The following is a 25,669-nucleotide window of genomic DNA, read 5'->3' as shown; positions in this document are numbered from 1 at the left end:
ATCCGAATTTCATCGTTGGAAATGGTAAATCCCCTGTTAAGCGACCTCGGACGCCAAGCGAAACTCGCTTTCGTCGGGGGAATAGGGGAATAATCTTGAAGAACGTCATTCTGGGCGCGCTCGGCGCGACTGTGGCGCTGAGCGCTGCTGCACCGGCATCGGCCGTGTCGCTGACCGCCATTTCGGCTCCGACCATCGTCGGCCAGACGTCGACGGCGACGCTCGCGGGCGGCGGTAACCCGCTCTATGCCGCGACCGCCGCACGCTACAGCGGCGTCGTGTCACTGATCATGGAAACGGCCGCCGGCAACTTCATCTGCTCGGGCTCGCTGTTGGGCGATCGTCAGTCGATCGTGACCGCCGCACACTGCGTCAGCGGTGGGGCCGGCACGGCAACCCCGATCAAGACCACGGCTTATTTCTACGGTGGTTCCGATCAGGACGTGGTCCCCAGCAACAGCCCGCTGGCGACCGCCGTCGACGTTTCGGCCTATTTCGTCAACGCCGGCTACACCGGCCAGGTCGTCGACGAGAACGACATCGCCGTTCTCCGCCTCGCGGATCTGGCCCCGGCGTTCGCCACCAGCTACGGCCTGTTCACCGATGACCTGACCGGCACCGACTTCAATGTCTCCGGGTTCGGTCGTCGTTCGGATACCGGCGGCTCGGTCGGCGCCAACCTCGGCACGGGTCGCCGTCGCCAGGGCGACAACACGTTCGATTATGCGATCGGCGATGCCGCCTTCAACGGCCAGTTCCTGTCGGCGTTCGGCGGCAACGCGGCCAAGAGCCGCATCATGCTCGCGGATTTCGACAACGGCTCCGCCGCACAGGACAGCGGCTGCCGGATCGCCGTCGCGCTGGGAGCCGGTAACGGCTTCTGCGATCTCGGCCGCGGTGCAACCGAGGTCATGATCGCTGGCGGCGACTCGGGCGGTCCCAGCTTCGTGAACGGACGCATTGCGACAGTCACGTCGTTCATCTCGTCGTTCGGCATGAATTTCGGCGACGTCGACAACGTGCTCAACAACAGCTTCGGCGAGCTTGGCGGCTTCGTACCGGTCAGCATCCACCAGGCGTTCATCCGCCGCTCGATGGTCGGCGGCGCAGTGCCGGAGCCGGCGACGTGGGCGATGATGATGCTGGGCGTCGGCGCGGTCGGCGGCTCGCTCCGCCGCCGCCGCACGTCGGTCAGCTTCGCCTGAACAGGGCTATCCCGGGTCGGCATGCGCCGGCCCGGGATCGTCTCACATACCCGCGGGAACGCTGCGACGACCGAAGCCACCGCCGGTCGGGCGGCGGACCGCAACGACGGGGCTGGCTTCCCGCTCCAGCAGCGTCAGCGTCTCTTCAAACAGCGGGCGCAAGCGAGCGACTGGCGACAGCGCCTCTTCCGGCGTGTCCTGCGCCTCGACGCAGTCGCGGCCGATGTTCTCGATCTTCTCCGCCAGCATGCCCAGCGGTTCCGCGCCGAACTGCCGCGCCTCCCCCTTCAGCGTATGCGCCGGAATGACCAATGCGGCGGCGTTGTTCGCGCGCATCGCCGATTCGATCGCGATCACGGACTTGACCCCGTCCTCGCGAAAATAGCCCAGGATGCGGACAAAGCCCGCGCCCAGTTCCGACCGCGCCTGGTTGTAGGCGGTCCAGTCGACCAAACTGCTGCCTTCGAACGACACGTTTCGCACTTCCTGCTGCTGATCCCGAACCGACCTATAGCCGGAACGGGTAAAGCAATGGTTGCGAACAGGCCGGTAACTTTTATGGATCGAACGGATTTTTGGGTGCGCGAAGCGTCAGTCGCACGGGAACTGCGCCGAACCCGAGTTCCTTGCGCATCGAATTGACCAGATACCGTTCGTAACTGGCCGGAAGCTGGTCGACGCGGGTGCCGAAGATCACGAAGCTGGGCGGTCGGGTCTTCACCTGCGTGACGTAGCGCATCTTGATCCGCTTGCCCCCGGCGGCCGGCGGCGGATTGGCGTCGATCGCGCGCTCGAACCAGCGGTTGAGTTCGCCCGTGCCGACGCGCTTCGACCACGCGTCGCGCGCCTCGAACGCCGCACCGATCATCTGGTCGATGCCGCGCCCGGTCGCGCCGGACACGGTGACGACGGTGACGCCCTTCACCTGGCTCAGCCCGTCCTCCAGCGCGCGCTTGACGCCGTTGAACAGCGACGATGCGTTCTCCGCCACGTCCCATTTGTTCAGCGCGATGATCAGCGCACGGCCTTCCTCCAGCACGCGGTCGGCGATGCGCAGATCCTGCGCCTCCAGCCCCAGCGTCGCATCGAGCAGCAGCACGACGACCTCCGCGAAATCGACGGCGTGCAGCGCATCGGCGACGGACAGTTTCTCCAGCTTGTCCTGCACCTTGGCACGCTTGCGCATGCCCGCGGTGTCGATCAGCCGCACCGGATGCTCGCCGCCGCCCGGCGGATGCCAGACCCAGTCGATCGCGATCGAATCCCGCGTGATCCCCGCCTCCGGGCCGGTAATCAGCCGGTCCTGCCCCAGGATGCGGTTGATCAGCGTCGACTTGCCCGCGTTCGGTCGCCCGACGATCGCCAGCTTCAGCGGGGCATCGGGTCGGTCGTCATCCTCTTCCTCGACCTCCGTCTCGGCACCCTCGATCAGCGGTAACAAGGCTTCGAACAGGTCGCCCAGCCCTTCGCCATGCTCGGCCGACACCTGGACGGGATCGCCGAAACCCAGTGACAGCGACTCGAGGATGCCCTGCTCGCCGCTCCGCCCCTCGGCCTTGTTCGCGACCAGGATCACCGGCGTGCTCGACTGGCGCAGCCACCGCGCGATCTCCTCGTCGAGGGGAACGATGCCCGCGCGCGAGTCGAACAGGAACAGCGCCACGTCCGCCTGCGCCACCGCCGCCTCGGTCTGCAACCGCATCCGGCCGGGCAGCGTCTCCGCATCGTGATCCTCGTACCCGGCGGTATCGATGATGCGGAAGTCCATGCCCAGCAAATGGGCGTCCCCCTCGCGGCGGTCGCGAGTCACCCCCGGGCGGTCGTCGACCAGCGCGAGTTTCTTACCGACGAGGCGATTGAACAAAGTCGACTTGCCGACATTGGGCCGGCCGACGATCGCGACCACGGGGAGTTTTGGCATGATGCCTGCCGTAGCGGAGGTGGCGGTCCGCTAAAACCCCTGTTGCGAGTCGGGAGGCGTAGCGGCCACCCGCTACCGAATTCTAGCCGTCGCCCCAGCAAACGCTGGGATCTTCCTGAGGAGAGGGCCTCTTGGACCACCACAAGGCCCCAGCTTTCGCCGCGGTGACGCCGTGTCGGGAGGGACGCGTGAACCCAGCGACCGCGTAGCGACGGCAACCGCACTACCCCGCAACGGCCAAAAAATGGCGGCGGCCCGGCGCACCCGCCAGACCGACCGCCCCTTCACCGATACGCCGAAACCCGCCCGCGCTGGTCCACCGTGTACACCGTCGAGTTCGCCACGATCGGCGGCAGGGCGAACGGCGTGCCCGTCTCCACCGTCTGCCCCACCGCGCCGTCCGTCGGCGAGACGAACACCAACTGCCCGCGCGAGTTGGTCAGCACCAGCCGGTCGCCCGCCAGTACCGGCCCGAACCACGTGATCGGCCCCGACCGCTTCTTGATGTTGCGGAACCGCGGCAGTTGCGCCAGCCAGCGTGCCTTGCCGCTGGCCCGCGACAGGCACGCGAGCCGCGCGTCGTCGGTCACCACGAACAGCCATTCGCCCGCGATCCACGGCGTGGAGATGCCGGCGAGGTTCTGCTCCCAAAGGCGCTGGCCCGTCGCCAGTTCCAGCGCGACCATGCGCCCGCCCTGCCCGACCGCATAGACGCGGCCGCCCTCGATCACCGGCTCCGCATCGATGTCCGCGAGGCTCGACACCGAGGTGGTAATCGACGTGCGCGACAGCGCGTCCTGCCACAGCACGCGGCCATTCTCGTACCGGTAAGCGCTCAGCTCGCCCGACGAGAAGCCGGCGACGACCGATCCCTGGCTGGCGGACGGCGCGGCGACGCCGAACACGCCCTGCGTCTCCAGCGTCCCCGCCTGCACCCACTGCACCTTGCCGTCGGTCTGGCCGAGCGAGAAGATCTGGTTGTCCTGCGAGATCACGTACACGTTGCCATTGGCGACCGTCGGACTGCCACGCAGCGGTCCGCCCGGCTTCGAGCGCCACAGTTCCTTGCCGTCCGCGGCGTTCAGCGCGACGACGTCACCCAGCCCGTCGGTGGCGTAGAGCTTCGCCTCCTCGTAACTGACGCCACCACCGAAGCGCGCGCTGCGGTTCTCGTCGTTGGAGGTGATCTTCTGCGACCACAGCACCGCGCCGGTCTGTGCATCGAAGGCGTGCACGACCGCGTCGACGTCGATGATGAACAGCTTGCCGTCCGCGACCACCGGCGTCGCCGCCAGCCGTTCGCGGTTGGAGCCGCCGTTGATCGTCGCCTGCCAAACCCGCCCCGGGTTTGCCGCCAGCGCCAGATGCCCCATCGACTTGGCCGCATTGCCGCCCGGCTGCGTCCATGCGTCGTTCGCCGCCGCCGCCGGCAGCGCGACCGCGATGTCCACCATCGTCGGATCGGCCTTGACGTCGTTCTCCGATGTCAGGATCGGCACGCGCTCACCCAGCGTCGGCGTCTTCTTGGCGCCACCGCCGGAAAAGATGCCGCAAGCGCTCAATGCGGTCAGCGCCAGCAACAGGGCCGGCGCGCGAAAGGACTTCATCATCGGGCTTCCTGATTTGCGGCCGCGCCTGCGGGAACGGGTACGGCGTCAACGCCCATCGCGCCGGCCATCTGAACGGCGCGTTGACGCAGCGATTCGGGCACGCCCTCGTCGCGCGCGATCTGCGCGAACAGCTGCCCCGCGAGGTCGCGACGGCCGGCGTTCAGGTGGCTGATCGCGACCATCTCGCCCGCGCTGCCGAGGAAGGCGCTGCCCGGCACCGCCAACGGTCGCAGCCGCTCGATCACGACCTGCGGCTTCAGCGTGTCGAACTCGGCACTGGTCTGCCGGACGAGCGCGAGATCGCGAAACGGCTTGCCCAGCGAAGTGTCGCTCGCGACCTCCGCGAACTTGGCCGCTGCGCCCTTCAGGTCGTTCTTCTGCAACAGGATATCGGCCTGCGTGAACTTCGCCAGCGCGCGGTATCCGTCACGCCCGTCGGTCGCCAGCGTCGCCAGCGTCGGCTGCGCGCCGGTGACGTTGCCCGATCCCAGCGCCTCGAACGCTTGCGACAATTGCACGCCCTGCTCGCCCGCGGCCTCGGTCTGGCGGTGCTGCCAGTACAGGAACCCGCCGAACGCCGCGAGCGCCAGCACCAGCACGGCGGCGGCCAGCTTGCCCCAGCGGGTCCAGAAATCGGTCATCCGGTCGCGCCGGACGCCTTCGTCGACTTCGCGGAGAAAGGCTTCGTTATCGTGCGGCGAGAGGGCCAAGCAGCGGCTCCAAAAGACAGGAAAGGTTAATCGCGCGCCATAGCCGGGGACGCGCGCAAGGGGAAGCGGGGGTTGAACCTCGATCAGGGACGGCGGTCAGTCTTTCGGCGCATACACCTGATCCGGTCCCGGAAACGCGCGCGACCGCACCTCAGCGGCAAAGGTCGCCGCCGCCGCGTCGATCCGCGTCGCGAGGTCGTCGTACCGCTTCACGAAGCGCGGCACCCGGTCGAACAGGCCCAGCATGTCCTCGCCCACCAGCACCTGACCGTCGCACTGCGCCGACGCACCGATGCCGATCGTCGGACAGGCAACCGCCTGCGTGATCGCCACCGCAATCGGCTCCACAACGCCCTCGATCACGATCGCGAACGCACCCGCCTCCGCGACCGCCTTGGCATCGGCGACGATCTTCGCCGCCTCTGCCTCGGTCCGGCCGCGCGCGCCGTAACCGCCCAGCACGTTCACCGCCTGCGGCGTCAGCCCGACATGTCCCATAACGGGAATTCCGCGCTCCGTCAGGAAGCGCACGGTCGGTGCCATCGCCTCCCCGCCCTCCAGCTTCACCGCGGCCGCGTTCGTCTCTTTCAGCAACCGCGCCGCGCTCGCAAAGGCCTGTTCGGGGGACGCCTCGTAGCTGCCGAACGGCATGTCGATCACGACCACCGCATGATAGCTGCCCCGGACCACCGCCGCGCCGTGCGCCGCCATCATCTCCAGCGTCACCGGCACCGTCGACGGCAATCCGTAGACAACCTGCCCCAGACTGTCGCCAACCAGCAGCATGTCGCAATGCGGATCGAGCAACTGCGCCGTCCGCACCGTATAGGCGGTCAGCATCACGAGCGGCTCCGTACCTTTCCGCCGCCGGATCGCCGGGACGGTCAGGCGCTTGATCGGCGCGGGCGTGGGGTTGGCGCGGCTGGTCGCCGTGTCGAGCGTGTAGGTCGTGGACATGGCCCGCGGTGTAGCGCCGCCGCCTCAGCCGATCCAGCCACGCCGCACGGCCATGCCGGCCAGCCATAGCTGCAGAACGGCGATCGCGAAGATCACGACCGGAAATCCCGTCGCGAGCGGGACGCCCTTCACCGCGATGATGTCGGTCGCCAGGAACATCCAGCCGAACATCACCACGACCCCGATCAGCGACGCTGCGAACATCGGCCGTGCCAGCGCCGACCCCAGCAACAGCATCGCCGCACCGACCAGCCCTGCACCCACCGCAATCAGGTACACCCAGTCATACCAGCCCGGCAGGCTCGCGTAGAGTCCGCGATCATACACCGTCGCCGGCCCCATCGCCTCCGCCCCCAGCCGCATATGCTGCACCCACGCGAACACGCCCATCGCGCCCCACAGGATCAGCAGCACGGCCAAGGTGCGAAACCACAAGGGTGTTTTCGTCCAACCCGCCATCACATCCTCTTCTATTATCGAGAAGCGATGCTGCGCCCGCAACGATCGTTACGCAAGCGGCTCAACCGAATTGCGCTGCGTAAACTTCCGCATCGAACCCGACGAGCAGCGCGTCGCCCGCCTCCACCACCGGCCGCCGGATCGCCGAGGGATGCGCGATCATCAACGCGGTAACCTTGTCCGCATCCAGATCCCCCTGCTCTTCTTCCGGCAATTTGCGGAACGTCGTCCCGCGGCGGTTGAGCAGCGTCTCCCACCCCAGCCGAGCGACCCACCCCGCCAGCCGCTCCGCATCGACGCCCACCGTCTTGTAGTCGTGGAACGCATACGCCGTGCCGTTCGCATCGAGCCACGCCCGCGCCTTCTTCACCGTGTCGCAGTTGCGGATGCCGTACATCGTGATCGTCATCGCGGTTCCTGTTGCACCGGCTCCTTGCCGACGCAACGTCTGTCTAGGACCGGCTGCGCGTGGAGGAACGAGTTGATCTCATCGCGGCTGGCGTGGTTTCAGAGGTAATCAACTGAACTACCACTCAGCCGCGACCGCGGCCTGCAACGATTTGCACTGGTGAGTTTTCGCATCTACAGAAATGATGTGGATATCACGTTCGATCCAGCGAAGGACGTCGCAAACCGTGCCAAGCACGGGGTAGCGCTGGGCTTCGGAGCGGCGATCTTTGACGATCTGGATCACATTGTACTGCCTTCCATGCGCCCGGTGGACGGCGAAGAACGCTTCAAGGTCGTGGGCCTTGTAGATGGCAGGATGTGGACGGCGTTTAAGTCGTACGGAACACGGTTACGCGGTTCATCTCGGTAAGGAGAAGCAATGATGGCGAAGAGCGATACTATCGCGCTTAGCGCCGACCCCGGCGATCCGGAGGACTTCGACGTGTCGGAGGCGGGCGTGACAGAGGCATTAGCGGCGCGCGCTGCGCGACGCGGAAAGCCTGGTCGGCCGATCGGCTCGAACCGACAGCAGGTCGCCCTTCGTATCGAAAAGGATGTGCTGGCCAGGTGGCGGGCCAGCGGACCAGGTTGGCAGTCGCGGATGACCAGCACATTGCGGCAAGTCAGCGGTACTGGCTGCATCGTAGCAGATGCCGCTCGCGGGCAAGGAGCCGGCGCTCGACTGGATCAAATTACGAGCTAGGAATCGTGTATGTCACTCGCAAAAGACGAGCAGGCGCTGCTCCTTTTCACCAACCGCCTGCTGCTGGATTGGATCAGCATATCGATCGATTCCGGTAGCATCGCGAAATCGACGGTCGAACGCCTGATCGATTTTTCGACCCAACAGGTCGTTCAGGGGGCGCCGTGGTTGCAACCAGAGCTGGAAAACTTTGCAACATTGACGAAGGAGCGGCTCCCGCCGAATGGCTCTGCTAATCCAGACTGACCGACAGGCGGGGTGGGCAATCTTCCGCTCGGTAACTTCCACCCGCCTAACCCGACCATCCTGAATCATAGCGCCCCGCTCTCACCCGCGCTATTCCGCCGGCCATGACCACGCACCCGTTCTACGCTCTTCACCGCCAGCGCATGGTCCGTGTCGCCGCGGCGACGCCGCCGGCCAGTGTCGGCGACGCGCCCGCCAATGCGGCGGCGGCGATCGCGCTCGCCCGGGCCGCGCATGATCGCGGCGTCGACCTCGTCGTGTTCCCGGAACTAAACCTGACCAGCTACGCGATCGACGATCTGCATCTGCAATCGGCGCAACAGAGCGCGTCGCTGGCGGCGATCGTCGCGGTACGCGATGCCAGCCGCGACCTGAAGCCCGTGCTGATCGTCGGCGCGGCGATCGAGCGGGCGGGTCGCCTGTACAATTGCGCGGTTGTCATCGCGCGTGGCCGTATCCTCGGCGTGGTGCCCAAGACGTTCCTGCCCAACTACCGCGAATATTACGAGAAGCGCTGGTTCGTCAGCGGTGCGGGGCTCCACGGGCTGACGATAGCGATCGACGGGGAGGACGTGCCGTTCGGCGTCGACCTGTTCTTCGCCGCCAGCGACCTGCCCTTCTTCACCTTTCACGCGGAGATCTGCGAGGATTACTGGGCACCCACCCCGCCCTCCACCGCCGGTGCGCTGGCGGGGGCGCTGATCTGCTGCAACCTGTCCGCCAGCAACATCGTCATCGGCAAGGCGCGCGAGCGGCAGTTGCTCGCCGCCGCGCAATCGGCGCGTGCCATCTGCGCCTATGTCTATTCCGCCGCCGGACCGGGCGAGAGCACCACCGACCTGTCATGGGACGGTCAGGGGCTGATCTACGAACTCGGCGAGTTGCTCGCCGGATCGAGCCGTTTCGGCTACGCGCCCGAACTCGCCGTCGCCGACATCGATGCCGAGCGGCTGTTGCAGGAGCGGACCCGCTTCGGCACCTTCAACGATGCGGCGATGTTCGCCGGCCATCCCGAAACCCGCTTCCGCCGCATCGGCTTCCAACATGGTGAAGATGCTGGCGACACCGGACTGGAACGCGATGTCCGCCGCTTTCCGTTCGTTCCCAACGACCCGGACAAGCGCGACGCCGACTGTTACGAGGCCTTCAACATCCAGGTCGAGGGATTGGCGAAGCGCCTGTCCGCGACCGGATCGAAGACGCTGGTGATCGGCGTGTCGGGTGGGCTCGATTCGACGCACGCGCTGATCGTCGCGGCGAAGGCGATGGACCGGCTCGACCGGCCGCGCTCCGATATCCTCGGCTTCACCATGCCCGGTTTCGCCACCGGCGAGGGCACCAAGGCCTATGCCTGGGCGCTGATGCGCGCGCTCGGCATCGTCGCGGACGAGATCGACATCCGCCCCGCCGCGACCCAGATGCTCAAGGACATGGATCACCCGTTCGGACGCGGCGAGCCGGTCTACGACGTGACCTTCGAGAATGTTCAGGCGGGCCTGCGCACGGATTATCTGTTCCGTCTCGCCAATCAGCGTGGCGGGTTGGTGCTCGGCACCGGCGATCTCAGCGAACTGGCGCTCGGCTGGTGTACCTATGGCGTCGGCGACCACATGAGCCATTATGCGGTCAACGCCGGCGTGCCGAAGACGCTGATCCAGTTCCTGATCCGCTGGTGCATCCGCACCAGCCAGTATGACGAGGCCACCAATCAGGTGCTCGCCGGCATTCTGGCGCAGGAGATCAGCCCCGAACTGGTACCCGCCGGGGCGGACGGCGCGCTGCAATCGACCGAGTCGAAGATCGGACCCTATGCACTCAACGACTTCTTCGCGCATTACGTGCTGCGCCACGGCCTCGCCCCGTCGAAGATCGCCTTCCTGGCGTGGCATGCGTGGCGCGACGCGGACGCGGGGCGCTGGCCCGCGGACTTCCCGGAGGATGCGCGCGTCGCCTACGACCTGCCCACGATCCGGTTCTGGCTGGAAAAATTCCTCGATCGCTTCTTCCGCACCAGCCAGTTCAAGCGCTCGGCACTTCCCAACGGGCCGAAGGTGTCGTCGGGCGGCGCGGTCAGCCCACGCGGCGATTGGCGAGCGCCGTCGGACGGCACCGCGCGCGTCTGGCTCGACGAACTCGCGGCCAACTGCCCGTAAATTCGGGATTTTGGGAAGCGACGAACCGTTAACGATTAGCCGATTGTTACCAATTCGCCACGTTGCCAAATGTTCCTGGCTGGAGCATGTGAAAATCCCATGACAGTGCCTCCACCGGACGGGTCGCGCGATCGCCGGATCGAGGACCCATCCAATCTCTGGCTGATCCATCCCACCGGGCGCCTCTTGCTGCCCTGGGCGATTCGGCGCGGCGTGTCCGCCAATGCGGTCTCGGTGGCCGGCCTCGCGCTCGGGGCCGCGGCGGCGCTCAGCTATGCGCAGTTCGACCGGCCGTTCTTCGAACTGCTGGGGCTGGTGCTGTCGATCGGCTGGCTGATCGCGGACGGCCTCGACGGGATGGTCGCGCGGGCGACCGGCACGTCGAGCGCTCTGGGCCGCATGCTCGACGGGCTGTGCGACCACGGCGTCTTCGCGCTGATCTACGTCTCGCTCGCCTTCACGGTCGGCACGGTCGAGGGCTGGGTTCTCGCCACCGCCGCCGGTATCGCCCACGCGGTGCAATCCAGCCTGTACGAGGGGGAGCGCACCCGTTTCCATCGCCGCATCAAGGGCGTGGCGCGCATGGCGGTGCCGACCGCGGCCGGCAACGCACTCGTCCGCTTCTACGACTGGTTCGCCGGCGTGCCCGACCGCATGGCCGGCGCGTTCGAGCGCGACTTGGCGGGCAGCGCGGATCCCGTCGCGCTCGGCCGCCGCTACGGCGACGCCGCCGTACCGCCGATGCGGCTCCTGTCGCTCGAAACCGCGAACATGCGGGTGCTGGCGATTTTCGTGGCATGCCTTATGGGCGACCCGCGTCTTTTCTGGTGGTTCGAGATCGTGCCGCTCACATTCGTCGCGATCGCCGGCCTCGCCTGGCATCGCCGGGTGGAGCGGACGTTCCGGAACCACATCTCTCCAGCCGCGACCGAGGCGTCGGCGGCACAGTATCTTGTCAAGGAACAGGGACAATAATGGGCACTATCCGTATCGCGATCGTCGGGATCGGCAACTGCGCCAGCTCGCTCGTGCAGGGCCTGGAATATTACCGCGAAGGCACCAACGACGCCGTGGGGCTGATGCACTGGGAAGTCGGCGGCTATAAGCCGAGCGACATCAAGGTCGTCGCTGCGTGGGACGTCGACCAGCGCAAGGTCGGCAAGGACGTGGCCGAAGCGGTCTTCGCCAAGCCCAACTGCACCGCCGTGTTCGCCGCGAACCTGCCCGCCACCGGCACCATCGTGAAGATGGGGGCGGTGCTGGACGGCGTCGCCGAGCACATGGCCGACTTCAAGGAGGATCGCACCTTCATCGTCGCCAACGACACGCAGCCGACCAAGGAACAGGTCGTGGCCGAGCTGAAGGCGTCGGGCGCGGACGTGCTGATGAACTATCTGCCCGTCGGCAGCCAGGAGGCGACGGAGTTCTACGCCGAATGCGCGATCGAGGCGGGCGTCGCCTTCGTCAACAACATCCCCGTCTTCATCGCGTCGAACCCGGTCTGGGCGAAGCGGTTCGAGGATGCCGGCGTGCCGATCGTCGGTGACGACATCAAGGCCCAGCTGGGCGCGACGATCGTCCACCGCGTGCTGACCGATTTGTTCGCCAAGCGCGGCGTGAAGCTGGACCGCACCTACCAGCTCAACACCGGCGGCAACACCGACTTTCTGAACATGTCGAACCATCGCCGTCTGGCGTCGAAGAAGATCAGCAAGACGGAGGCGGTGCAGTCCGTCGCCGCCGAGCGTCTGGACGACGACAACGTGCACATCGGCCCCAGCGATTACGTGCCTTGGCAGAACGACAACAAGGTCTGCTTCCTGCGCATGGAAGGCCAGCTGTTCGGTGGCGTGCCGATGAACCTGGAGCTGCGCCTGTCGGTCGAGGATTCGCCGAACTCCGCGGGCGTCGCGATCGACATGATCCGTTGCGCCAAGATCGCGGTCGACCGCGGCATCGGCGGCGTCATCGACCCCGCCTCGGCCTATTTCTGCAAGCATCCGCGCACGCAGATGACCGACGACATCGCCCAGATCGAGGTCGAGAAGTTCATCGCGGCTGCGTGAGATGAACGACACGGGGGCGATCCGGACGGGCGTCCTGCTCGCCGCCGGCCACGGCAGCCGCTTGCGGGGCAGCGCGCCCTACAAGCCGCTATGCCCGGTCGGCGGTCGCCCCCTGATCGACCACGCGCTGTGCGGCATGGCGGAGGCCGGGCTGACTCGCGCGGTCGTCGTGCTCGGCTACGGCGCGGAGGCGATCGCCGATCACCTCGCTTCGCGCGACTGGCCGCTGACGGTCGACACCGTCATGACCCGCGACCACCGCGAGCCCAACGGTGTCTCCGTCCTCGCGGCAGCCCCGGCCTTGCGCGGCGAGGAAGCGGTACTGGCGATGTGCGACCATCTGGTCTCGCCCAGCCTCTATGCCCGCCTCGCCGCGACCGGCGCGCGCGGTGGCACGACGCTGGGCATCGACCGCCGCCTCGGCCATCCCTGGGTCGATCCCGACGACGTCACCTGGGTCCGCACCCAGGGCGATGCGATCGTCGAGATCGGCAAACTCGCGGCGGGCGGCATGGCCGATGCTGACGCGTACGACACCGGCGTCTTCGCGATCGGCCCGGCGCTGTTCGACGCGCTCGCCAGCCTCCCCGCACCGTCGCTGACCGACGGCATGCGCCTGCTCGCTGCCGACGCCCGCGCCTTCACCGTGGATTGCAGCGATCTCGACTGGATCGACGTCGACGACGCGGCGGCGCTCGCGAAAGCCGAAGACTGGATGCTCGCGCGGGCGGCTTAATCTCTCCCTTCCGGAGAGGGAGGGAGGAGCAAAGCAAGGGAGGGGTGAGGTCCACTGGCGATCGGCAGCGCCTCCGTCTCAAGGCGGAGAGCGCCCCCCGACATACGATTGTCATCCCAGCGAAAGCTGGGATCTCCTCGTGGAATGGACCAGTGCCATCGACGGATATCCCAGCGTTCGCTGGGATGACGAATCGGGCCACGTGAACAATGCCCGCCGTCAATTCAGCCTGCCAAATCGGCGAACCGGCCGATCGGCGCAGTCGATCCATCGAGACACCCGCTCTCCTCAGGGGGATGGGGAAAGCCTCGCCACACAGCGACACGCCCCACCGCAACCCGCTACCCTTCCAACCGAACCCACACCGACCGCCCCACCGCCCAGTCCTCCGCAACCCGCACCAGCCCCGGCGCGACCACCTCCCCCACCACATCGTCCACCGGCAACATCACCCCCGGCGCACCCTCACCGACGACCCGCCCCGCCTCGATCCGCACGAGGTGATCGCCCACCGTCCGCGCCTCGTCGGCGCTGTGCGTCACGTACAGCATCGGCATCGCAAACCGCCGCTTCAGTTCCGCAACGAAGCCCAGCACCTCGCCGCGCCGCGCCGCGTCCAGCGCGGACACCGGCTCGTCCAGCAACAACAGCGTCGGCTGGCTCAGCATCGCGCGGCCCAGCGCCACCCGCTGACGCTCGCCGCCCGACAGATCGCGCGGCGACCGCCCCAGCAGCGGCCGGATCGCCAGCACGTCGACCACCGCATCCCACCCGATCCGCCGCTCGCCTTTGGCCCGGCTCCACCCATAGGCCAGGTTCCGCTCGACCGAGAGATGCGGGAACAGCCGCGCATCCTGATGCACCACGCCGATCCGCCGTCGCTCCGCCGGCACGAACACGCCCGCCGCGGTATCGGTCAGCATCCGCTCGCCCACCGCGACGACGCCCTCGTCCGGCCGCGTCAGCCCCGCCACCACCGCCAGCGTCGCCGACTTGCCGGCGCCGGACGGGCCGAACAGCACCGTCACCCCATCCTCCGGCCCCTCGAACGCCACGTCGAGCCGGAACGCGCCCAGCCGCTGCCGCACGGCGACCCTCATGCGCCCGCCCCCCGACGCCCGAACCGCAACAACGCCTCCGACGCGACCAGCCCGGCGATCGCCAGCGCGAAGGCAATCGCCGACAGCCGCGCCGCCGTCGCCTCGCCGCCGGGCACCTGCAACGCCGCATAGATCGCCAGCGGCAGCGTCTGCGTCTCTCCCGGAATACTCGCGGCGAAGGTGATGACCGCGCCGAACTCGCCCAACGCCGCCGCAAATCCGACCACCGCGCCCGCGACCAGCCCCGGCCACGCCAGCGGCAGCACGATCGTGACCGCCCGGTCCCATGCCCCCGCGCCCAGGCTCTGCGCCGCCTCCTCCAGCTTCGGATCGACCCCCTCGATGGCGAGCCGCACGCTGCGCAACATCAGCGGAAACGCACAGACTCCCGCCGCCAGTGCCGCACCCGCGCTGGTGAACGCCAGCCGCACTCCGAACCACGCGTCCAGCCACCGCCCGACCGGCCCCTGCACCCCGAAGATCGCCAGCAGCACGAAACCGACGACGACCGGCGGCAGGATCAACGGTGCATGCAGCCCCGCATCCAGCAGCACCCGCCCGGGGAACCGGTACCGCGCCAGCACCCACGCAAACCCCACCGCCGCGATCATCCCGAACACGGTCGCCTCACCGGCCACGAGCAGCGTCAGGCGCAACGCCTCCCATTCCGCCGCCGTCAACAAGGCGCGCGCTCGCTCCGGTGCTTCTGCCTAGGCTCATCGGCCCCGCGCCCGTGCTCCCAAGGCGAGAGTTCATCGGCTCCCCTCCCGTGCTCCCGCGAAAGCGGGAGTCCAGTGGACAAACAGGATGTCGCTACCGAGGAAAGCACTAGGCTCCCGCCTGCGCGGGAGCACAGGTCGAGGCGCAAAGACAAACTCGCTCTCCCCTCCCCTTCAGGGGAGGAGCCGGGGGTGGGGCGCTTCCGCAAGCCCGCCGCATGTTGAGAACCCTCATCCAGCGATCCCCTGAAGAGGATCGTTGCAAAACCCTCTTCTGCCACCCCGGCGAAGGCCGGGGTCCAGTCGCCTCGTCGGCCATAATCGACCGAGAACGTGGCCCAACTGGACCCCGGCCTCTGCCGGGGTGGTGCCTCGGGGACAGGCATCAGACCTGCTGCGCAACGAACCTCTGAAAGGAACGCAGAACAATCCAATCGATCGCCGACGATCACCCTCACCGCCCCACCCTGCCGCATCACGCCTCCAACGCCCTGCCGGGCTCGCCCCGGCATCCACGGCACAGCAAGCCTGCCGGCAGATGATCGCGCCGAACGGTGGATGCCGTAACAGGCCCGGCATAACGAACGCCTGAGTGCCGCAGGGCCAAGCATCGCCCCAAACTCTCAAACCGCCCGAAACCGGAACCGGCGAAAAATGGCCTGCGCCTCGCCCCCACCCAGATACCGGTAGAAGCGAGCGGCCCCCGGCCCCGCCCCTTTCACCACCGCCGCCGGATACACGATTGCCGGATGGCTCGCCGCCGGAAACAGCCCGACCACCCGCACGCCCGGCTCCGCTGCCGCATCGCTTTCATACACCACGCCCAGCGGCGCCTCTTCGCGCGCGACATAGGACAGCGCCGCGCGCACGTCCGCCGCCGGCGCGAGCCGCCGCGCGACCTGTCCCCACACGCCCAACCGGGTCAGTGCCGCCTGCGCATAGCGCCCCGCCGGTACCGCATCGGGCTGCCCGATCGCCAGCCGCCCGTCACCCAGCGCCGAGCCGATCGCGAAGCCAGTTCGGATCGTCAGTCGCACCCGGCTCGTTCGGGGTGCGATCAGCGCCAGCCGTCCGCCGAGCAGGTCGCGCCGCATGCCCGGCATCAGCCGACCGCCCTGCGCCAGTTCGTCCATCCATCGCTCGTCCGCAGACACGAATACGTCCGCGCGCGCACCCGCCGCGATCTGCCGCGCGATCGTCCCGCTCGCCGCGAAGGAAAAGCGCACCGCCTGCCCCGTACGCCGTTGATAGGCGCGGCCCACCGCCTGCATCGCATCGGTCAGCGACGCCGCCGCGAACACCGTTAGCGGCGGCGGCGTCTGCGCGGAGGCCGGCACGGCAAGGCTCCCGACAAGGGCCAGAGCAAAGCCACCAAGCGCGGATCGACGGGTCATTATCATATTCGTACGGATACAACGCCTCACCGCCGCGGCAAGCCCTTGATCGCTTGTCGATTGCCCCAATGTCCCGATGATGAGCAAGCATGCGACGATCTACCGCATGGTCATGCCAGACCATGTCTGCCCCTTCGGCCTGAAGGCGCGCGACCTGCTGAGGCGCAAGGGCTACGTAGTCGACGACCATTGGCTGACGACCCGCGCCGAACAGGACGCGTTCAAGGCCCAACACGGCGTGAAGACCACACCGCAAGTCTTCGTCGACGGCCGGCGCATCGGCGGCAACGACGATCTTCGCCGTCATTTCGGCCTGCACGTCCGCGACCCGAAGGCGACGACCTACACGCCCGTCATCGCCGTTTTTGCAGTCGCCGCATTGCTCGCGCTCGCCGCCAGCCACCTGATCGCCGCGCCGCTGCTGGGCTGGGGAACGCTCGGACGGTTCATCGCGGCGGCGATGTGCCTGCTGGCGATGCTGAAGTTGCAGGATATCGACAGCTTCTCGTCGATGTTCCTCGGCTATGACCTGCTCGCGCGCCGCTGGGTGCCCTACGCCTATATCTACCCCTATGCCGAACTCATGGCGGGCGTGCTGATGTTCGCCGGTGCGCTCCACTGGCTGTCGATCCCGGTCGCGCTGGTGATCGGCACGATCGGCGCGGTGTCGGTCTACAAGGCCGTCTATGTCGAGCGTCGCTCCCTCAAATGCGCCTGTGTCGGCGGTGGCAGCAACGTGCCGCTCGGCTTCGTGTCGCTGACCGAAAATGTGATGATGGTCGCGATGGCGCTGGCGATGCTCGTCGCGGGCTGACGGCCTGTCCTACACGGCCCGGATCTGCGATAAGGATGGTCGTTGGAACGGGCCGGAACGACCACCGCGACCATACCGCGTTGGCCTAACCTTAGCCTAACCTTCCGCGGCCAAGTCTTTGAATTCCTTATCGACGCACGCCCCGGCCGATTCGATCTGGATCGTCGTGTGACCGATCGCATAGCGGTTCGTCAGCAACGTCTTCACCTGTCGCAGGATCGCCGGCTGGTCGCCGCCCTCCGCCATGTCGACATGCAGCGTCGCCAGCGTCTTGCCCGAACTCAGCGACCACAGATGGACGTGGTGGACACCGATAACGCCGGGCACGGTCGCGGCGATATCCGCCTCCAGCCGTGCCGCATCCAGCCCCTCCGGCACCCCCTCCAGCAGGATGTGCAACGACGAGGTCAGCAGCGCCCACGCGCTGCGCAGGATCAGCAGCGACACCAGCACCGACAGGATCGGGTCGATCGGGGTCCAGCCGCTGACCCAGATCACCCCCGCCGCGACGATCGCCGCGACGGAGCCGAGCAGGTCGCCGGCGACATGGACGATGGCGGCGCGGATGTTCAGATGCTCACGATCGGCCCGCATCAGGATCGCAAAGACGAGGCAATTGACCAGCAGGCCCAGCACCGCGATCGCCAGCATCGGCCCGGCCAGCACCGGGTGCGGATCGTTGATCCGCTGCACCGCCTCGACGACGATCCAGATCGTCACCCCGAACAGCGCCAGCGCATTGACGAATCCCGCCAGCACCTCGAACCGGGCATAGCCGAACGACCGCCGCTCGTCGGGCTGCTTCGTCGCCATCCGGAACCCCAGCCACGCCAGCCCCAGCGCCGCGGCATCGGTCAGCATGTGGCCGGCATCCGCGATCAGCGCCAGCGACCCGGAGACGTAGCCGCCGATCACCTCGGCGATCATGAAGCCCGCCGTCAGCACGAAGCCGATCAGCACCGCCTGCTTGTTGCCGCCGCCGTGGACGTGGCCTGCCCCGTGAGAATGACCCCCGCCGTGTGAATGGCCGTGACCGTGCGAATGGCCATGACCGTGCCGGTGCGAAGAATGGTCGTGCTGCGAGTGGTCGTGGTCGTCCATGTACTCGAAGCCTTAGCCGTGCGGGAGCGATCGGAGAAGCCGGCGGTTATGCCCCCCATGCGCCAATCCACCACGATGCTGACGATCGCCACACCGGGGCAGGGAATGCACGAGGTCACGCGCCAGATCGCGAGCTGGCTCGACGGCGAGGGTTACGACACCGGCCTGCTGACGATATTCTGCCGCCACACCTCCGCGTCGCTGCTGATCCAGGAGAATGCCGCCCCCGCCGCCCGCCGCGACGTCGAGCGCTATTTCGCCCGAATCGCCCCCGAAAGCTCGGACTACGAGCATGACGACGAAGGGCCGGACGACATGCCCGCCCACCTCCGGAGCGCGCTGACGCAGACGCAGCTGAGTATCCCGGTCATCGACGGCGCGTTGGCGTTGGGCACGTGGCAGGGCATCTATCTTTTCGAACACAGGCGCCGCCCCCACCGCCGCACGCTGGCGCTGCACATGCTCGGCGAATGATCGTTCGCTGAACGGGAGCCAAGCCGTTCATCGCTCGTTCCACCTTCGACGGCTAATACCGGGCGGTTCGCCGCATCGGCCGCGAACGGAGACGTGGAACATGGCATTTTTGTCGGGCCGCAAGGCCACAATGTTCGGCCGCAAGGCCGTGGTGGCGGCTCTCGCCACATCGACCCTTCTCGTCGCAGGGTGTGCGACGGAAACCCGATATCGTCCGGCGACGGGTCAGGGCTTCAACCGCCAGGGTTACAGCGATCGGCAGATCGAGCCGAACCGCTTCCTGGTCAGCTTCGCCGGCAACAGCGTGACGGAGCGCGATACGGTCGAACGCTATCTGTTCTTCCGCTCCGCCGAACTGACGTTGCAGCAGGGCTTCGACTATTTCGTCATGGCCGACCGCGACACCAACCTTCAGTCGCGCACCTTCTCGACGCCGGGCGTTGGCGGTCCGTGGGGCTATGGCGGCTTCGGCGGCTATTGGGGTCCGTCGTGGCGCGTCCGTGGTCGCGGCTTCGGCGGCGGCGGCTTCGGGTGGAGCCCTTGGTGGGGCGGCGGCTTCGGCGGTGGTCCGTGGGGCAACGACTTCGACGTCCGCACGATCGATCGCTACGAAGCCACCGCGGAGATCGTGATGCGCAAGGGCCCGATCCCCCGCGACAACATCCGCGCCTTCGACGCTCGCCGCGTCGTCGATTCGATCGGCCCGTCGGTGATCCTGCCGGACCAGCGTCGCCGCTGATCCGACGCACCGGGAAACAGAAAAGCCCCGCCGGAGCGATCCGGCGGGGCTTTTCTGTTGTATGGGGTGGTGTCGCTGCTCTCCGCCCCAAAGGCAGGGGAACAGCGCAGCGACCGCCTCACCCCATTGCCGCGACCTGTCCGTGGCAATGCTTGTACTTCTGCCCCGACCCACACGGGCACGGCGCGTTGCGGCTGACGCGGCCTTCCCACTCCGCCGGGTCCTCGCCGATCTCCGCCGCCTCGGGCCGCACGATCTGGAGCGGCGGCAGCGTCGTCGTGACATAGCCACGGCTGCCCCCGTCGATATCGGCCGAATTGTCCTCGCCCGTGAACGGGTCGAAATGCGTCGTGATGAAATCCGGCAGATCGGGAAGCGACGGTGCCGCCTGGAACTGGAAATTGGCGTGCGAGACGGTCCGCGTCACATCCTCGCGGATCGTGTCGAGCATCCGCTGGAACAGCGAGAACGCCTCCTGCTTATACTCGTTGATCGGCGTCTTCTGAGCATAGGCCCGCAGGTGGACGACCTGACGCAGCGCATCGAGCGTCGCCAGATGCTCCTTCCAGTGGTGATCCAGATTCTGGAGCAGGATCGACTTCTCGACCTGCGTCCACGTCTCCGGATCGAGCTGCGCCGACTTCTCCGCGATCGCCGCGTCGGCCGCTTCCTGCACGCGGTGCTCGACGATCTCCGGATCGATCGCCTCTTCCTTCAACCACTCGTCCAGCGGCGGCTCGAACGCCAGCAGCTCGGAGAGCTTGGTCCGCATGCCTTCGACATCCCACTGCTCGGGATACGAATTGGGCGGACAACTGTCGCTCACGACGACGTTCACCGTCTCCGCCCGCATGTCGGACACCATGTCGTTCACGGCCTCCGCATCGGCATCCATGATGTCGGCGCGCTGTTCGTAGATGACCTTGCGCTGGTCGTTCATCACGTCGTCATATTCGACGACCTGCTTGCGGATGTCGTAGTTGCGCGCCTCGACCTTCTTCTGCGCGGTTTCGATCGCCTTGGTCAGCCACTTGCTGCCGATCGCCTCGCCGTCCTCCATGTTCGACCGCATCATCCGGGCGAACAAGGTGTCGGGACCGAAGATACGCAACAGGTCGTCGTCCAGCGAGAGATAGAAGCGTGACAGGCCCGGGTCGCCCTGGCGACCGGAACGTCCACGCAGCTGGTTGTCGATGCGCCGGCTCTCGTGCCGCTCCGTACCGAGCACGAACAGTCCGCCATTCGCCAGCACCGCCGCCTTCTCCGCGACGATCTCGGCGCGGACCCGCTCGGCGATCGCCTCGTACTCGGGCGTGCCGGGGTCGAATTCCGGATGCTCGTCGTTCATCCGGAATTCGAGGTTGCCGCCAAGCTGGATGTCCGTGCCGCGACCCGCCATGTTGGTCGCGATCGTCACGGCGGACTTGCGCCCGGCCTGAGCGACGATGTGCGCCTCCATCTCGTGATAGCGCGCGTTCAGCACCTTGTGATCGACGCCTTCCTCGGTCAGGAATTCGGACAGCATCTCCGACTTTTCGATCGACACGGTGCCGACCAGCACGGGCTGGCCCTTCTCGGCATGCTCGCGGATCTTCTTGGCGATCGCCCGGAACTTGTCCTGCGTATCCTTGTAGAACTCGTCCTCCTCGTCGACCCGCTGGACGGGGACGTTGGTCGGAATCGACACGACGTTGATCTTGTAGATGTCGTAGAACTCGGCCGCCTCGGTCGCCGCCGTGCCCGTCATCCCGCCGATCTTGGGGTACATGCGGAAGTAGTTCTGGAACGTGATCGAGGCCATCGTCTGGTTCTCGGGCTCGATCTCGACGCCCTCCTTCGCCTCGACCGCCTGGTGCAAGCCGTCCGACCAGCGCCGGCCGTCCATCATGCGACCGGTGAACTCGTCGATGATGATGACCTTGCCGTCCTTGACGATATAGTCGGTATCCGCCTTGAACATCATGTTCGCGCGCAGCGCCTGGTTCAGGTGATGCACGACCTGCGTATTCTCGAAATCGTACAGGTTCTCGCCCTGCAACAGCCCGGCCGCCTCCAGCATCCGCTCGGCGCGCTCGGTGCCGTCTTCGGTCAGGATGATCGACTTCTGCTTCTCGTCCTTCTCGTAATTCTCCGGTTCGAACTGCTTCACGACCGCGTCGACCTTCAGATACAGGTCGGATTTGTCGTCGGTGGGACCGGAGATGATCAGCGGCGTGCGCGCCTCGTCGATCAGGATCGAATCGACCTCGTCAACGATCGCGAAGTTGAACGGCCGCTGCACCATCGATCCGCGGTCGTACTTCATGTTGTCGCGCAGATAGTCGAAGCCGAACTCGTTGTTCGTGCCGTAGGTGATGTCCGCGGCATAGGCGGCGCGGCGCTGCTCGTCGGTCAGGTTGGGGATGATCGTGCCGGTGGTCAGGCCCAGGAAGCCATAGACCTGCGCCATCCAGGCGGCGTCGCGGCTGGCGAGGTAATCGTTCACCGTCACGACGTGGACGCCCTTGCCGGGCAGCGCGTTCAGGTATGTCGCCAGCGTCGCGACCAGCGTCTTGCCCTCGCCGGTCCGCATCTCCGCGATCTCGCCGCGGTGGAGAACGATGCCGCCGATCATCTGCACGTCGTAATGCCGCTGGCCCAGCACGCGCCGCGCCGCTTCGCGGACGGTCGCGAACGCCTCCGGCAACAGGTCGTCGAGGTTCGCACCGTTCGCCAGTTGCTCGCGGAATTTCACCGTCTGCGCGGCGAGCCCGGCATCGTCGAGCACCTGTAGCGTCGGTTCGAACGAGGCGATCTTGGCGATCAGGGGGTTGAGCGACTTGACGTAACGGTCGTTGGACGACCCGAAGATGGATTTGGCGAGGCCACCGAACATGGGCGGGATTCCTGATATCGAGAAGGCGCGGGCGCCCTCTTTAGGGTCCGCGCTGAAACAAGGGATGAAGACGGACGCCGCGGCTATTCGCGCCGGCGGCCCGCCCACAATGGCTCGCGCACGGCGAGCGGCAGCACGACCGACAGCGGCATCGCCGCGGCGATCGTCAGCACCGGCAGCGCCTGCGTGGGGCGACTCGTCGCTACCCGCTGCCGCACCGCGACGGCGTCGACAGCCCGCACGCTGCCCGCCACCGCCTGCGCCACGTCCGGCGAACGCACGCTGCCGCCGACGCCGGTCAGCGCGGACAACAGGGCAGACAGGAGCAGCAACAGGTTCATGCGCCGCCCGACATAAGCGTGACGCACCGAAACGTCCACCGTCAGCATTCCACCGTCAGCATAGCGTCGGCACCAGTCGAACCGGCCGCTGGCGCCGCGACGCCCGTCGCTCTATCGCACGCGCATGCAGACTTCCCCGCTCGCCACCCCCTTCCCCGACATGCCGCCGATCGATGGCGTCGAACTCCGCGTTTCGCGCGCGCGGTATAAAACGTGGGATCGGTGCGACCTGACCTTCGTGACGCTGGCGGAGGGTACGACCGTCGCCGGAGTCCTGACCCAGAGCAGGTGCCCCTCGCCCGAAGTGGAGTGGTGCCGCGCCGCGCTCACGCTGGGTACGGCCCGCGCGCTCGTGGTGAACGCCGGCAATTCCAACGCCTTCACGGGCAGCCGCGGCCGCGCGGCGGTGGAGGCGATCGCCGCGCGCGTCGCGGCCACCCACGCCTGCAAGCCCTCCGACGTGTTCGTCGCCTCGACCGGCGTCATCGGCGTGCCGCTGCCCGTCGACAAGGCCGAAGCCGGCCTCGACGCGGCCTTCACCGCCGCTCCCTGCGGCTGGCTCGACATGGCGGAGACGATCGGCACCACCGACACCTTCCCCAAGGGTGCCAGCACCACTGCCGTCGTCGACGGGCGCACGGTCACCCTCGTGGGCGTCATCAAGGGATCGGGGATGATCGCGCCGGACATGGCGACGATGCTCGGCTTCGTCTTCACCGACGCCGCGGTCGACCCCGCCTTCCTGCAACGCGCCCTGACCGCCGCCAATGCGCCGAGCTTCTCCTGCATCACCGTCGACGGGGATACGTCGACCAGCGACACCGTTCTCGCCTTCGCGACGGGCAAGGCGGGCAACCGCCCGCTCACCGACGACGACAGCCTCGGCGCGGACGCTTTCCGCGCCGCCCTTGCCGACCTGTGCCGCCAACTGGCGCTCCTCGTCGTCCGCGACGGCGAGGGTGCGACGAAGCTCATCCGCATCGACGTCGACGGCGCTGAGAGCGATCGCAGCGCGCACCGCATCGCGATGAGCATCGCCAACTCGCCGCTAGTGAAGACCGCGATTGCCGGGGAGGACGCCAACTGGGGTCGCGTCGTCATGGCCGTCGGCAAGGCCGGGGAGCCGGCGGAGCGCGACAGCCTGTCGATCCGCTTCGGCGCGACGCAAGTCGCCAGCGGCGGGCTGGCGGTGGAGGGCTATGACGAAGCACCGGTCGCCTCGCATCTGAAGGGGCAGGAGGTCGAGATCGGCGTCGACCTGAACCTCGGCGAGGGGCGTGCTACCGTTTGGAGCTGCGACCTGACGCACGGCTACATCTCGATCAACGCGGATTACCGAAGCTGATGCTCACGATCTGGGGTCGCCTCAATTCGCACAACGTCAAGAAGGTCGTCTGGCTCGCCGAGGAACTGGCGCTGCCCTATGTTCGGCATGACGTCGGCGGCCGCTTCGGCATGGACGCCGCCTACCGCACGCTCAACCCGAATGCGCTGATCCCGACGATCGAAGACGACGGGTTCGTGTTGTGGGAGTCGAACGCGATCCTGCGCTACCTCGCGGCAAAGCACGGCGACGAACGCTGGTACCCCGCCGATGCCGCCACCCGCGCGTTCGGCGACCGTTGGGTGGAATGGCAGAACGGATTTGCCGACGCCCAGCGCGACGCGTTCTTCAACCTCGTGCGCCGCGAGCCCGCGGATCAGGACACCGCCGCGGTCGCGCGATCAGCGCAGGCCACGGCGAAGCTGATGACGATCCTCGACGCCCATCTGGCGGAGCATCACTGGCTGTCGGGGGAAATGTTCGGGATCGGCGACATCCCGATGGGCGTCTACGCGCACACTTGGTTCACGCTGGCGATCGAGCGCCCCGACCGGCCGAACGTGGCCCGGTGGTACGCGGAACTGCGCGACCGCCCCGGCTACGCGGCGAACGTCATGATCCCACTGACCTGATCTTGCTAGGGCCGCCAGGTCCACCAACCTGAAGGTCGAGCGCTTCTGTCCTGATGAACGATACGTAGTGTGCGACGATGGAGTAGCGCACTGCCGACGCTAACGAGATTGCTCATCCCGTAATGCGCCGATGTCGCGGACATGGATCACGCGGTCCACGAGGACTTCTCTCGCGGACCCGCCCAAATGCCCGTAGCCGAGCGGCGGAGCACCCGGTGAAACGATCCTCGGGCCGACCGTCATTCGACCTTCGAATTCGACCTGCATCACCCGGCCAGCATAGCTTTTCGCAGCCGCGCTGAGCCTGTCAGCCCCCTCGGTGCGATCATCGTACTCGAACCAGATCGCGCTTCTCGTGGGCGACCGACGTCGAGCGTCCGCCAACGTAGCCGCCCCCTCGATGAACTCGGACGCTTCGAAGCCCGCGATCCATAACCCGCGGAAGCGACGGGACGATCCCCACTGCACGGACTCCCGATCCGACCGCCTCGTCGCGGCGGCGACATCGGCGGCCACGTGCTCGGGGCTCGTCCACTCCGGTGCCACCTCTTGGGCCGTCACGGCGGCCGGGGCGGCAGCGAGCGTCAGTAACGCTGCCACCGCCCGGCGGATCATAGCGATCCTTCGAGCCAGGCCTTGATCCGGCCCTTCGGCTCCGCGCCGACTTTGGTCGCGGCGGGAGCACCGGCCTTGAACAGGATCATCGTTGGAATGCCGCGCACGCCGTAACGACCGGGTGCATCGGGGTTATCGTCGATGTTCAGCTTGGCGATCGTCACCTGCTCGCCCAGCTCTTCGGAAATCTCTTCAAGCGACGGTCCGATCATTTTGCACGGCCCGCACCACTCCGCCCAGAAATCGACCAGGACGGGCTTGTCGGACTTCAGGACGTCGGCGTCGAAGCTGGCGTCGGTGATCTGCTTGGTGGCCATGTATATCT

General features: G+C 67.2%; 28 protein-coding genes and 2 pseudogenes. 14 read left to right on the top strand and 16 right to left on the bottom strand.

Annotated features, from left to right (window positions below; genetic code table 11):
- Positions 1-131 precede the first annotated feature (131 nt).
- Both ILT43_RS19870 and ILT43_RS19865 read left to right on the top strand, forming a co-directional pair.
- Positions 132-650 (top strand): annotated as a pseudogene (locus tag ILT43_RS19870) (trypsin-like serine protease); the annotation flags it as partial.
- Positions 651-1,106: 456 nt separating this feature from the next.
- Positions 1,107-1,205 (top strand): annotated as a pseudogene (locus ILT43_RS19865) (PEPxxWA-CTERM sorting domain-containing protein); the annotation flags it as partial.
- A gap of 42 nt (positions 1,206-1,247) precedes the next feature.
- Here the strand turns inward: ILT43_RS19865 and ILT43_RS09660 are convergent.
- From ILT43_RS09660 to ILT43_RS19505, 8 genes are all read right to left on the bottom strand, one after another.
- Positions 1,248-1,679 (bottom strand): Hpt domain-containing protein, encoded by a 432-nt coding sequence (locus tag ILT43_RS09660; protein WP_204198745.1) that lies wholly within the window; start codon positions 1,677-1,679, stop codon positions 1,248-1,250.
- An 82-nt stretch (positions 1,680-1,761) separates the two neighbouring features.
- Entirely contained in the window at positions 1,762-3,126 is a 1,365-nt protein-coding gene (der, locus tag ILT43_RS09655; RefSeq protein ID WP_204198744.1) for a ribosome biogenesis GTPase Der, read from the bottom strand.
- Between the two features lie 284 nt (positions 3,127-3,410).
- Positions 3,411-4,736 (bottom strand): outer membrane protein assembly factor BamB family protein, encoded by a 1,326-nt coding sequence (locus tag ILT43_RS09650; protein ID WP_204198743.1) that lies wholly within the window; start codon positions 4,734-4,736, stop codon positions 3,411-3,413.
- Positions 4,733-5,446: a tetratricopeptide repeat protein gene (locus ILT43_RS09645; RefSeq protein ID WP_204198742.1), complete on the bottom strand. Its 714-nt coding sequence runs from the start codon at positions 5,444-5,446 to the stop codon at positions 4,733-4,735. Before ILT43_RS09645 ends, ILT43_RS09650 begins: the two co-directional genes overlap by 4 nt.
- A 96-nt stretch (positions 5,447-5,542) precedes the next feature.
- Positions 5,543-6,403 (bottom strand): 3-methyl-2-oxobutanoate hydroxymethyltransferase, encoded by an 861-nt coding sequence (gene panB / locus ILT43_RS09640; RefSeq protein WP_204198741.1) that lies wholly within the window; start codon positions 6,401-6,403, stop codon positions 5,543-5,545.
- A gap of 24 nt (positions 6,404-6,427) precedes the next feature.
- A complete protein-coding gene (locus tag ILT43_RS09635; RefSeq protein WP_204198740.1) occupies positions 6,428-6,862 on the bottom strand; it encodes a hypothetical protein in 435 nt (144 codons plus the stop codon).
- A gap of 61 nt (positions 6,863-6,923) precedes the next feature.
- Positions 6,924-7,271, bottom strand: a complete 348-nt coding sequence (locus ILT43_RS09630; RefSeq protein ID WP_204198739.1) for an ArsC family reductase — start codon at positions 7,269-7,271, stop codon at positions 6,924-6,926.
- 117 nt (positions 7,272-7,388) lie between these two features.
- Positions 7,389-7,556, bottom strand: coding sequence for a hypothetical protein (locus ILT43_RS19505; RefSeq protein ID WP_239474251.1), 168 nt, complete (start codon positions 7,554-7,556; stop codon positions 7,389-7,391).
- On the opposite strand from ILT43_RS19505, the gene ILT43_RS19780 reads away from it, so the two are divergent.
- The 7 genes from ILT43_RS19780 (at position 7,518) to ILT43_RS09595 (ending at position 13,216) form a co-directional block, all read left to right on the top strand.
- On the top strand, positions 7,518-7,682 hold the full coding sequence (locus tag ILT43_RS19780; protein ID WP_343283966.1) for a BrnT family toxin: 165 nt from the start codon (positions 7,518-7,520) through the stop codon (positions 7,680-7,682). The two genes, ILT43_RS19505 and ILT43_RS19780, sit on opposite strands and share 39 nt — an antisense overlap.
- A gap of 9 nt (positions 7,683-7,691) precedes the next feature.
- A complete protein-coding gene (locus ILT43_RS09620) occupies positions 7,692-8,015 on the top strand; it encodes a BrnA antitoxin family protein (protein ID WP_204198737.1) in 324 nt (107 codons plus the stop codon).
- Between the two features lie 9 nt (positions 8,016-8,024).
- Positions 8,025-8,261, top strand: a complete 237-nt coding sequence (locus tag ILT43_RS09615) for a hypothetical protein (RefSeq protein WP_204198736.1) — start codon at positions 8,025-8,027, stop codon at positions 8,259-8,261.
- Between the two features lie 104 nt (positions 8,262-8,365).
- Positions 8,366-10,414: an NAD(+) synthase gene (locus ILT43_RS09610; protein WP_204198735.1), complete on the top strand. Its 2,049-nt coding sequence runs from the start codon at positions 8,366-8,368 to the stop codon at positions 10,412-10,414.
- A gap of 99 nt (positions 10,415-10,513) precedes the next feature.
- Positions 10,514-11,389, top strand: coding sequence for a CDP-alcohol phosphatidyltransferase family protein (locus tag ILT43_RS09605; RefSeq protein ID WP_204198734.1), 876 nt, complete (start codon positions 10,514-10,516; stop codon positions 11,387-11,389).
- Entirely contained in the window at positions 11,389-12,480 is a 1,092-nt protein-coding gene (locus ILT43_RS09600) for an inositol-3-phosphate synthase (RefSeq protein WP_204198733.1), read from the top strand. Before ILT43_RS09605 ends, ILT43_RS09600 begins: the two co-directional genes overlap by 1 nt.
- Before the next feature lies 1 nt (position 12,481).
- Entirely contained in the window at positions 12,482-13,216 is a 735-nt protein-coding gene (locus ILT43_RS09595; RefSeq protein WP_204198732.1) for a phosphocholine cytidylyltransferase family protein, read from the top strand.
- Between the two features lie 341 nt (positions 13,217-13,557).
- On the opposite strand, the gene ILT43_RS09590 is transcribed toward ILT43_RS09595, so the two are convergent.
- From ILT43_RS09590 to modA, 3 genes are all read right to left on the bottom strand, one after another.
- The gene (locus tag ILT43_RS09590) at positions 13,558-14,316 is read right to left on the bottom strand and encodes an ATP-binding cassette domain-containing protein (protein WP_204198731.1); all 759 of its coding nucleotides are present in this window, start codon (positions 14,314-14,316) and stop codon (positions 13,558-13,560) included.
- Positions 14,313-14,999, bottom strand: coding sequence for a molybdate ABC transporter permease subunit (modB, locus tag ILT43_RS09585; RefSeq protein ID WP_204198730.1), 687 nt, complete (start codon positions 14,997-14,999; stop codon positions 14,313-14,315). The genes ILT43_RS09590 and modB overlap by 4 nt, the downstream gene beginning before the upstream one ends.
- A gap of 659 nt (positions 15,000-15,658) precedes the next feature.
- Positions 15,659-16,372 carry a molybdate ABC transporter substrate-binding protein gene (gene modA, locus ILT43_RS09580; protein WP_204198729.1) on the bottom strand — a complete coding sequence of 238 codons (714 nt, stop codon included), beginning with the start codon at positions 16,370-16,372 and terminating at the stop codon, positions 15,659-15,661.
- A 136-nt stretch (positions 16,373-16,508) separates the two neighbouring features.
- Here modA and ILT43_RS09575 point away from each other — a divergent pair, with 136 nt between their 5' ends.
- Entirely contained in the window at positions 16,509-17,243 is a 735-nt protein-coding gene (locus ILT43_RS09575) for a MauE/DoxX family redox-associated membrane protein (RefSeq protein ID WP_204198784.1), read from the top strand.
- Between the two features lie 96 nt (positions 17,244-17,339).
- On the opposite strand, the gene ILT43_RS09570 is transcribed toward ILT43_RS09575, so the two are convergent.
- Positions 17,340-18,344: a cation diffusion facilitator family transporter gene (locus tag ILT43_RS09570; protein WP_204198728.1), complete on the bottom strand. Its 1,005-nt coding sequence runs from the start codon at positions 18,342-18,344 to the stop codon at positions 17,340-17,342.
- A gap of 57 nt (positions 18,345-18,401) precedes the next feature.
- Here ILT43_RS09570 and ILT43_RS09565 point away from each other — a divergent pair, with 57 nt between their 5' ends.
- Positions 18,402-18,818: a secondary thiamine-phosphate synthase enzyme YjbQ gene (locus ILT43_RS09565; protein WP_204198727.1), complete on the top strand. Its 417-nt coding sequence runs from the start codon at positions 18,402-18,404 to the stop codon at positions 18,816-18,818.
- Between the two features lie 100 nt (positions 18,819-18,918).
- A complete protein-coding gene (locus ILT43_RS09560) occupies positions 18,919-19,557 on the top strand; it encodes a CC0125/CC1285 family lipoprotein (protein ID WP_204198726.1) in 639 nt (212 codons plus the stop codon).
- Between the two features lie 118 nt (positions 19,558-19,675).
- On the opposite strand, the gene secA is transcribed toward ILT43_RS09560, so the two are convergent.
- The gene (secA, locus tag ILT43_RS09555; RefSeq protein ID WP_204198725.1) at positions 19,676-22,432 is read right to left on the bottom strand and encodes a preprotein translocase subunit SecA; all 2,757 of its coding nucleotides are present in this window, start codon (positions 22,430-22,432) and stop codon (positions 19,676-19,678) included.
- Positions 22,433-22,515: 83 nt separating this feature from the next.
- On the bottom strand, positions 22,516-22,821 hold the full coding sequence (locus ILT43_RS09550) for a hypothetical protein (RefSeq protein WP_204198724.1): 306 nt from the start codon (positions 22,819-22,821) through the stop codon (positions 22,516-22,518).
- 76 nt (positions 22,822-22,897) lie between these two features.
- On the opposite strand from ILT43_RS09550, the gene argJ reads away from it, so the two are divergent.
- The gene (gene argJ / locus ILT43_RS09545; RefSeq protein WP_204198723.1) at positions 22,898-24,118 is read left to right on the top strand and encodes a bifunctional glutamate N-acetyltransferase/amino-acid acetyltransferase ArgJ; all 1,221 of its coding nucleotides are present in this window, start codon (positions 22,898-22,900) and stop codon (positions 24,116-24,118) included.
- A complete protein-coding gene (locus tag ILT43_RS09540; protein ID WP_204198722.1) occupies positions 24,118-24,729 on the top strand; it encodes a glutathione S-transferase family protein in 612 nt (203 codons plus the stop codon). Before argJ ends, ILT43_RS09540 begins: the two co-directional genes overlap by 1 nt.
- Positions 24,730-24,828: 99 nt before the next feature.
- Here ILT43_RS09540 and ILT43_RS09535 read toward each other — a convergent pair whose 3' ends face one another.
- Both ILT43_RS09535 and trxA read right to left on the bottom strand, forming a co-directional pair.
- Positions 24,829-25,344 carry a hypothetical protein gene (locus tag ILT43_RS09535; RefSeq protein WP_204198721.1) on the bottom strand — a complete coding sequence of 172 codons (516 nt, stop codon included), beginning with the start codon at positions 25,342-25,344 and terminating at the stop codon, positions 24,829-24,831.
- A complete protein-coding gene (gene trxA, locus ILT43_RS09530) occupies positions 25,341-25,661 on the bottom strand; it encodes a thioredoxin TrxA (RefSeq protein WP_204198720.1) in 321 nt (106 codons plus the stop codon). Before trxA ends, ILT43_RS09535 begins: the two co-directional genes overlap by 4 nt.
- Positions 25,662-25,669: the final 8 nt, after the last annotated feature.

The sequence above is a fragment of the Sphingomonas longa genome (genome assembly GCF_016892685.1).
In the GTDB taxonomy this organism is placed as follows: Bacteria; Pseudomonadota; Alphaproteobacteria; order Sphingomonadales; family Sphingomonadaceae; genus Sphingomonas; species Sphingomonas longa.
Note: the sequence above shows the minus strand (reverse complement) of the source record. Positions and strands in the feature narration are given on the sequence as shown.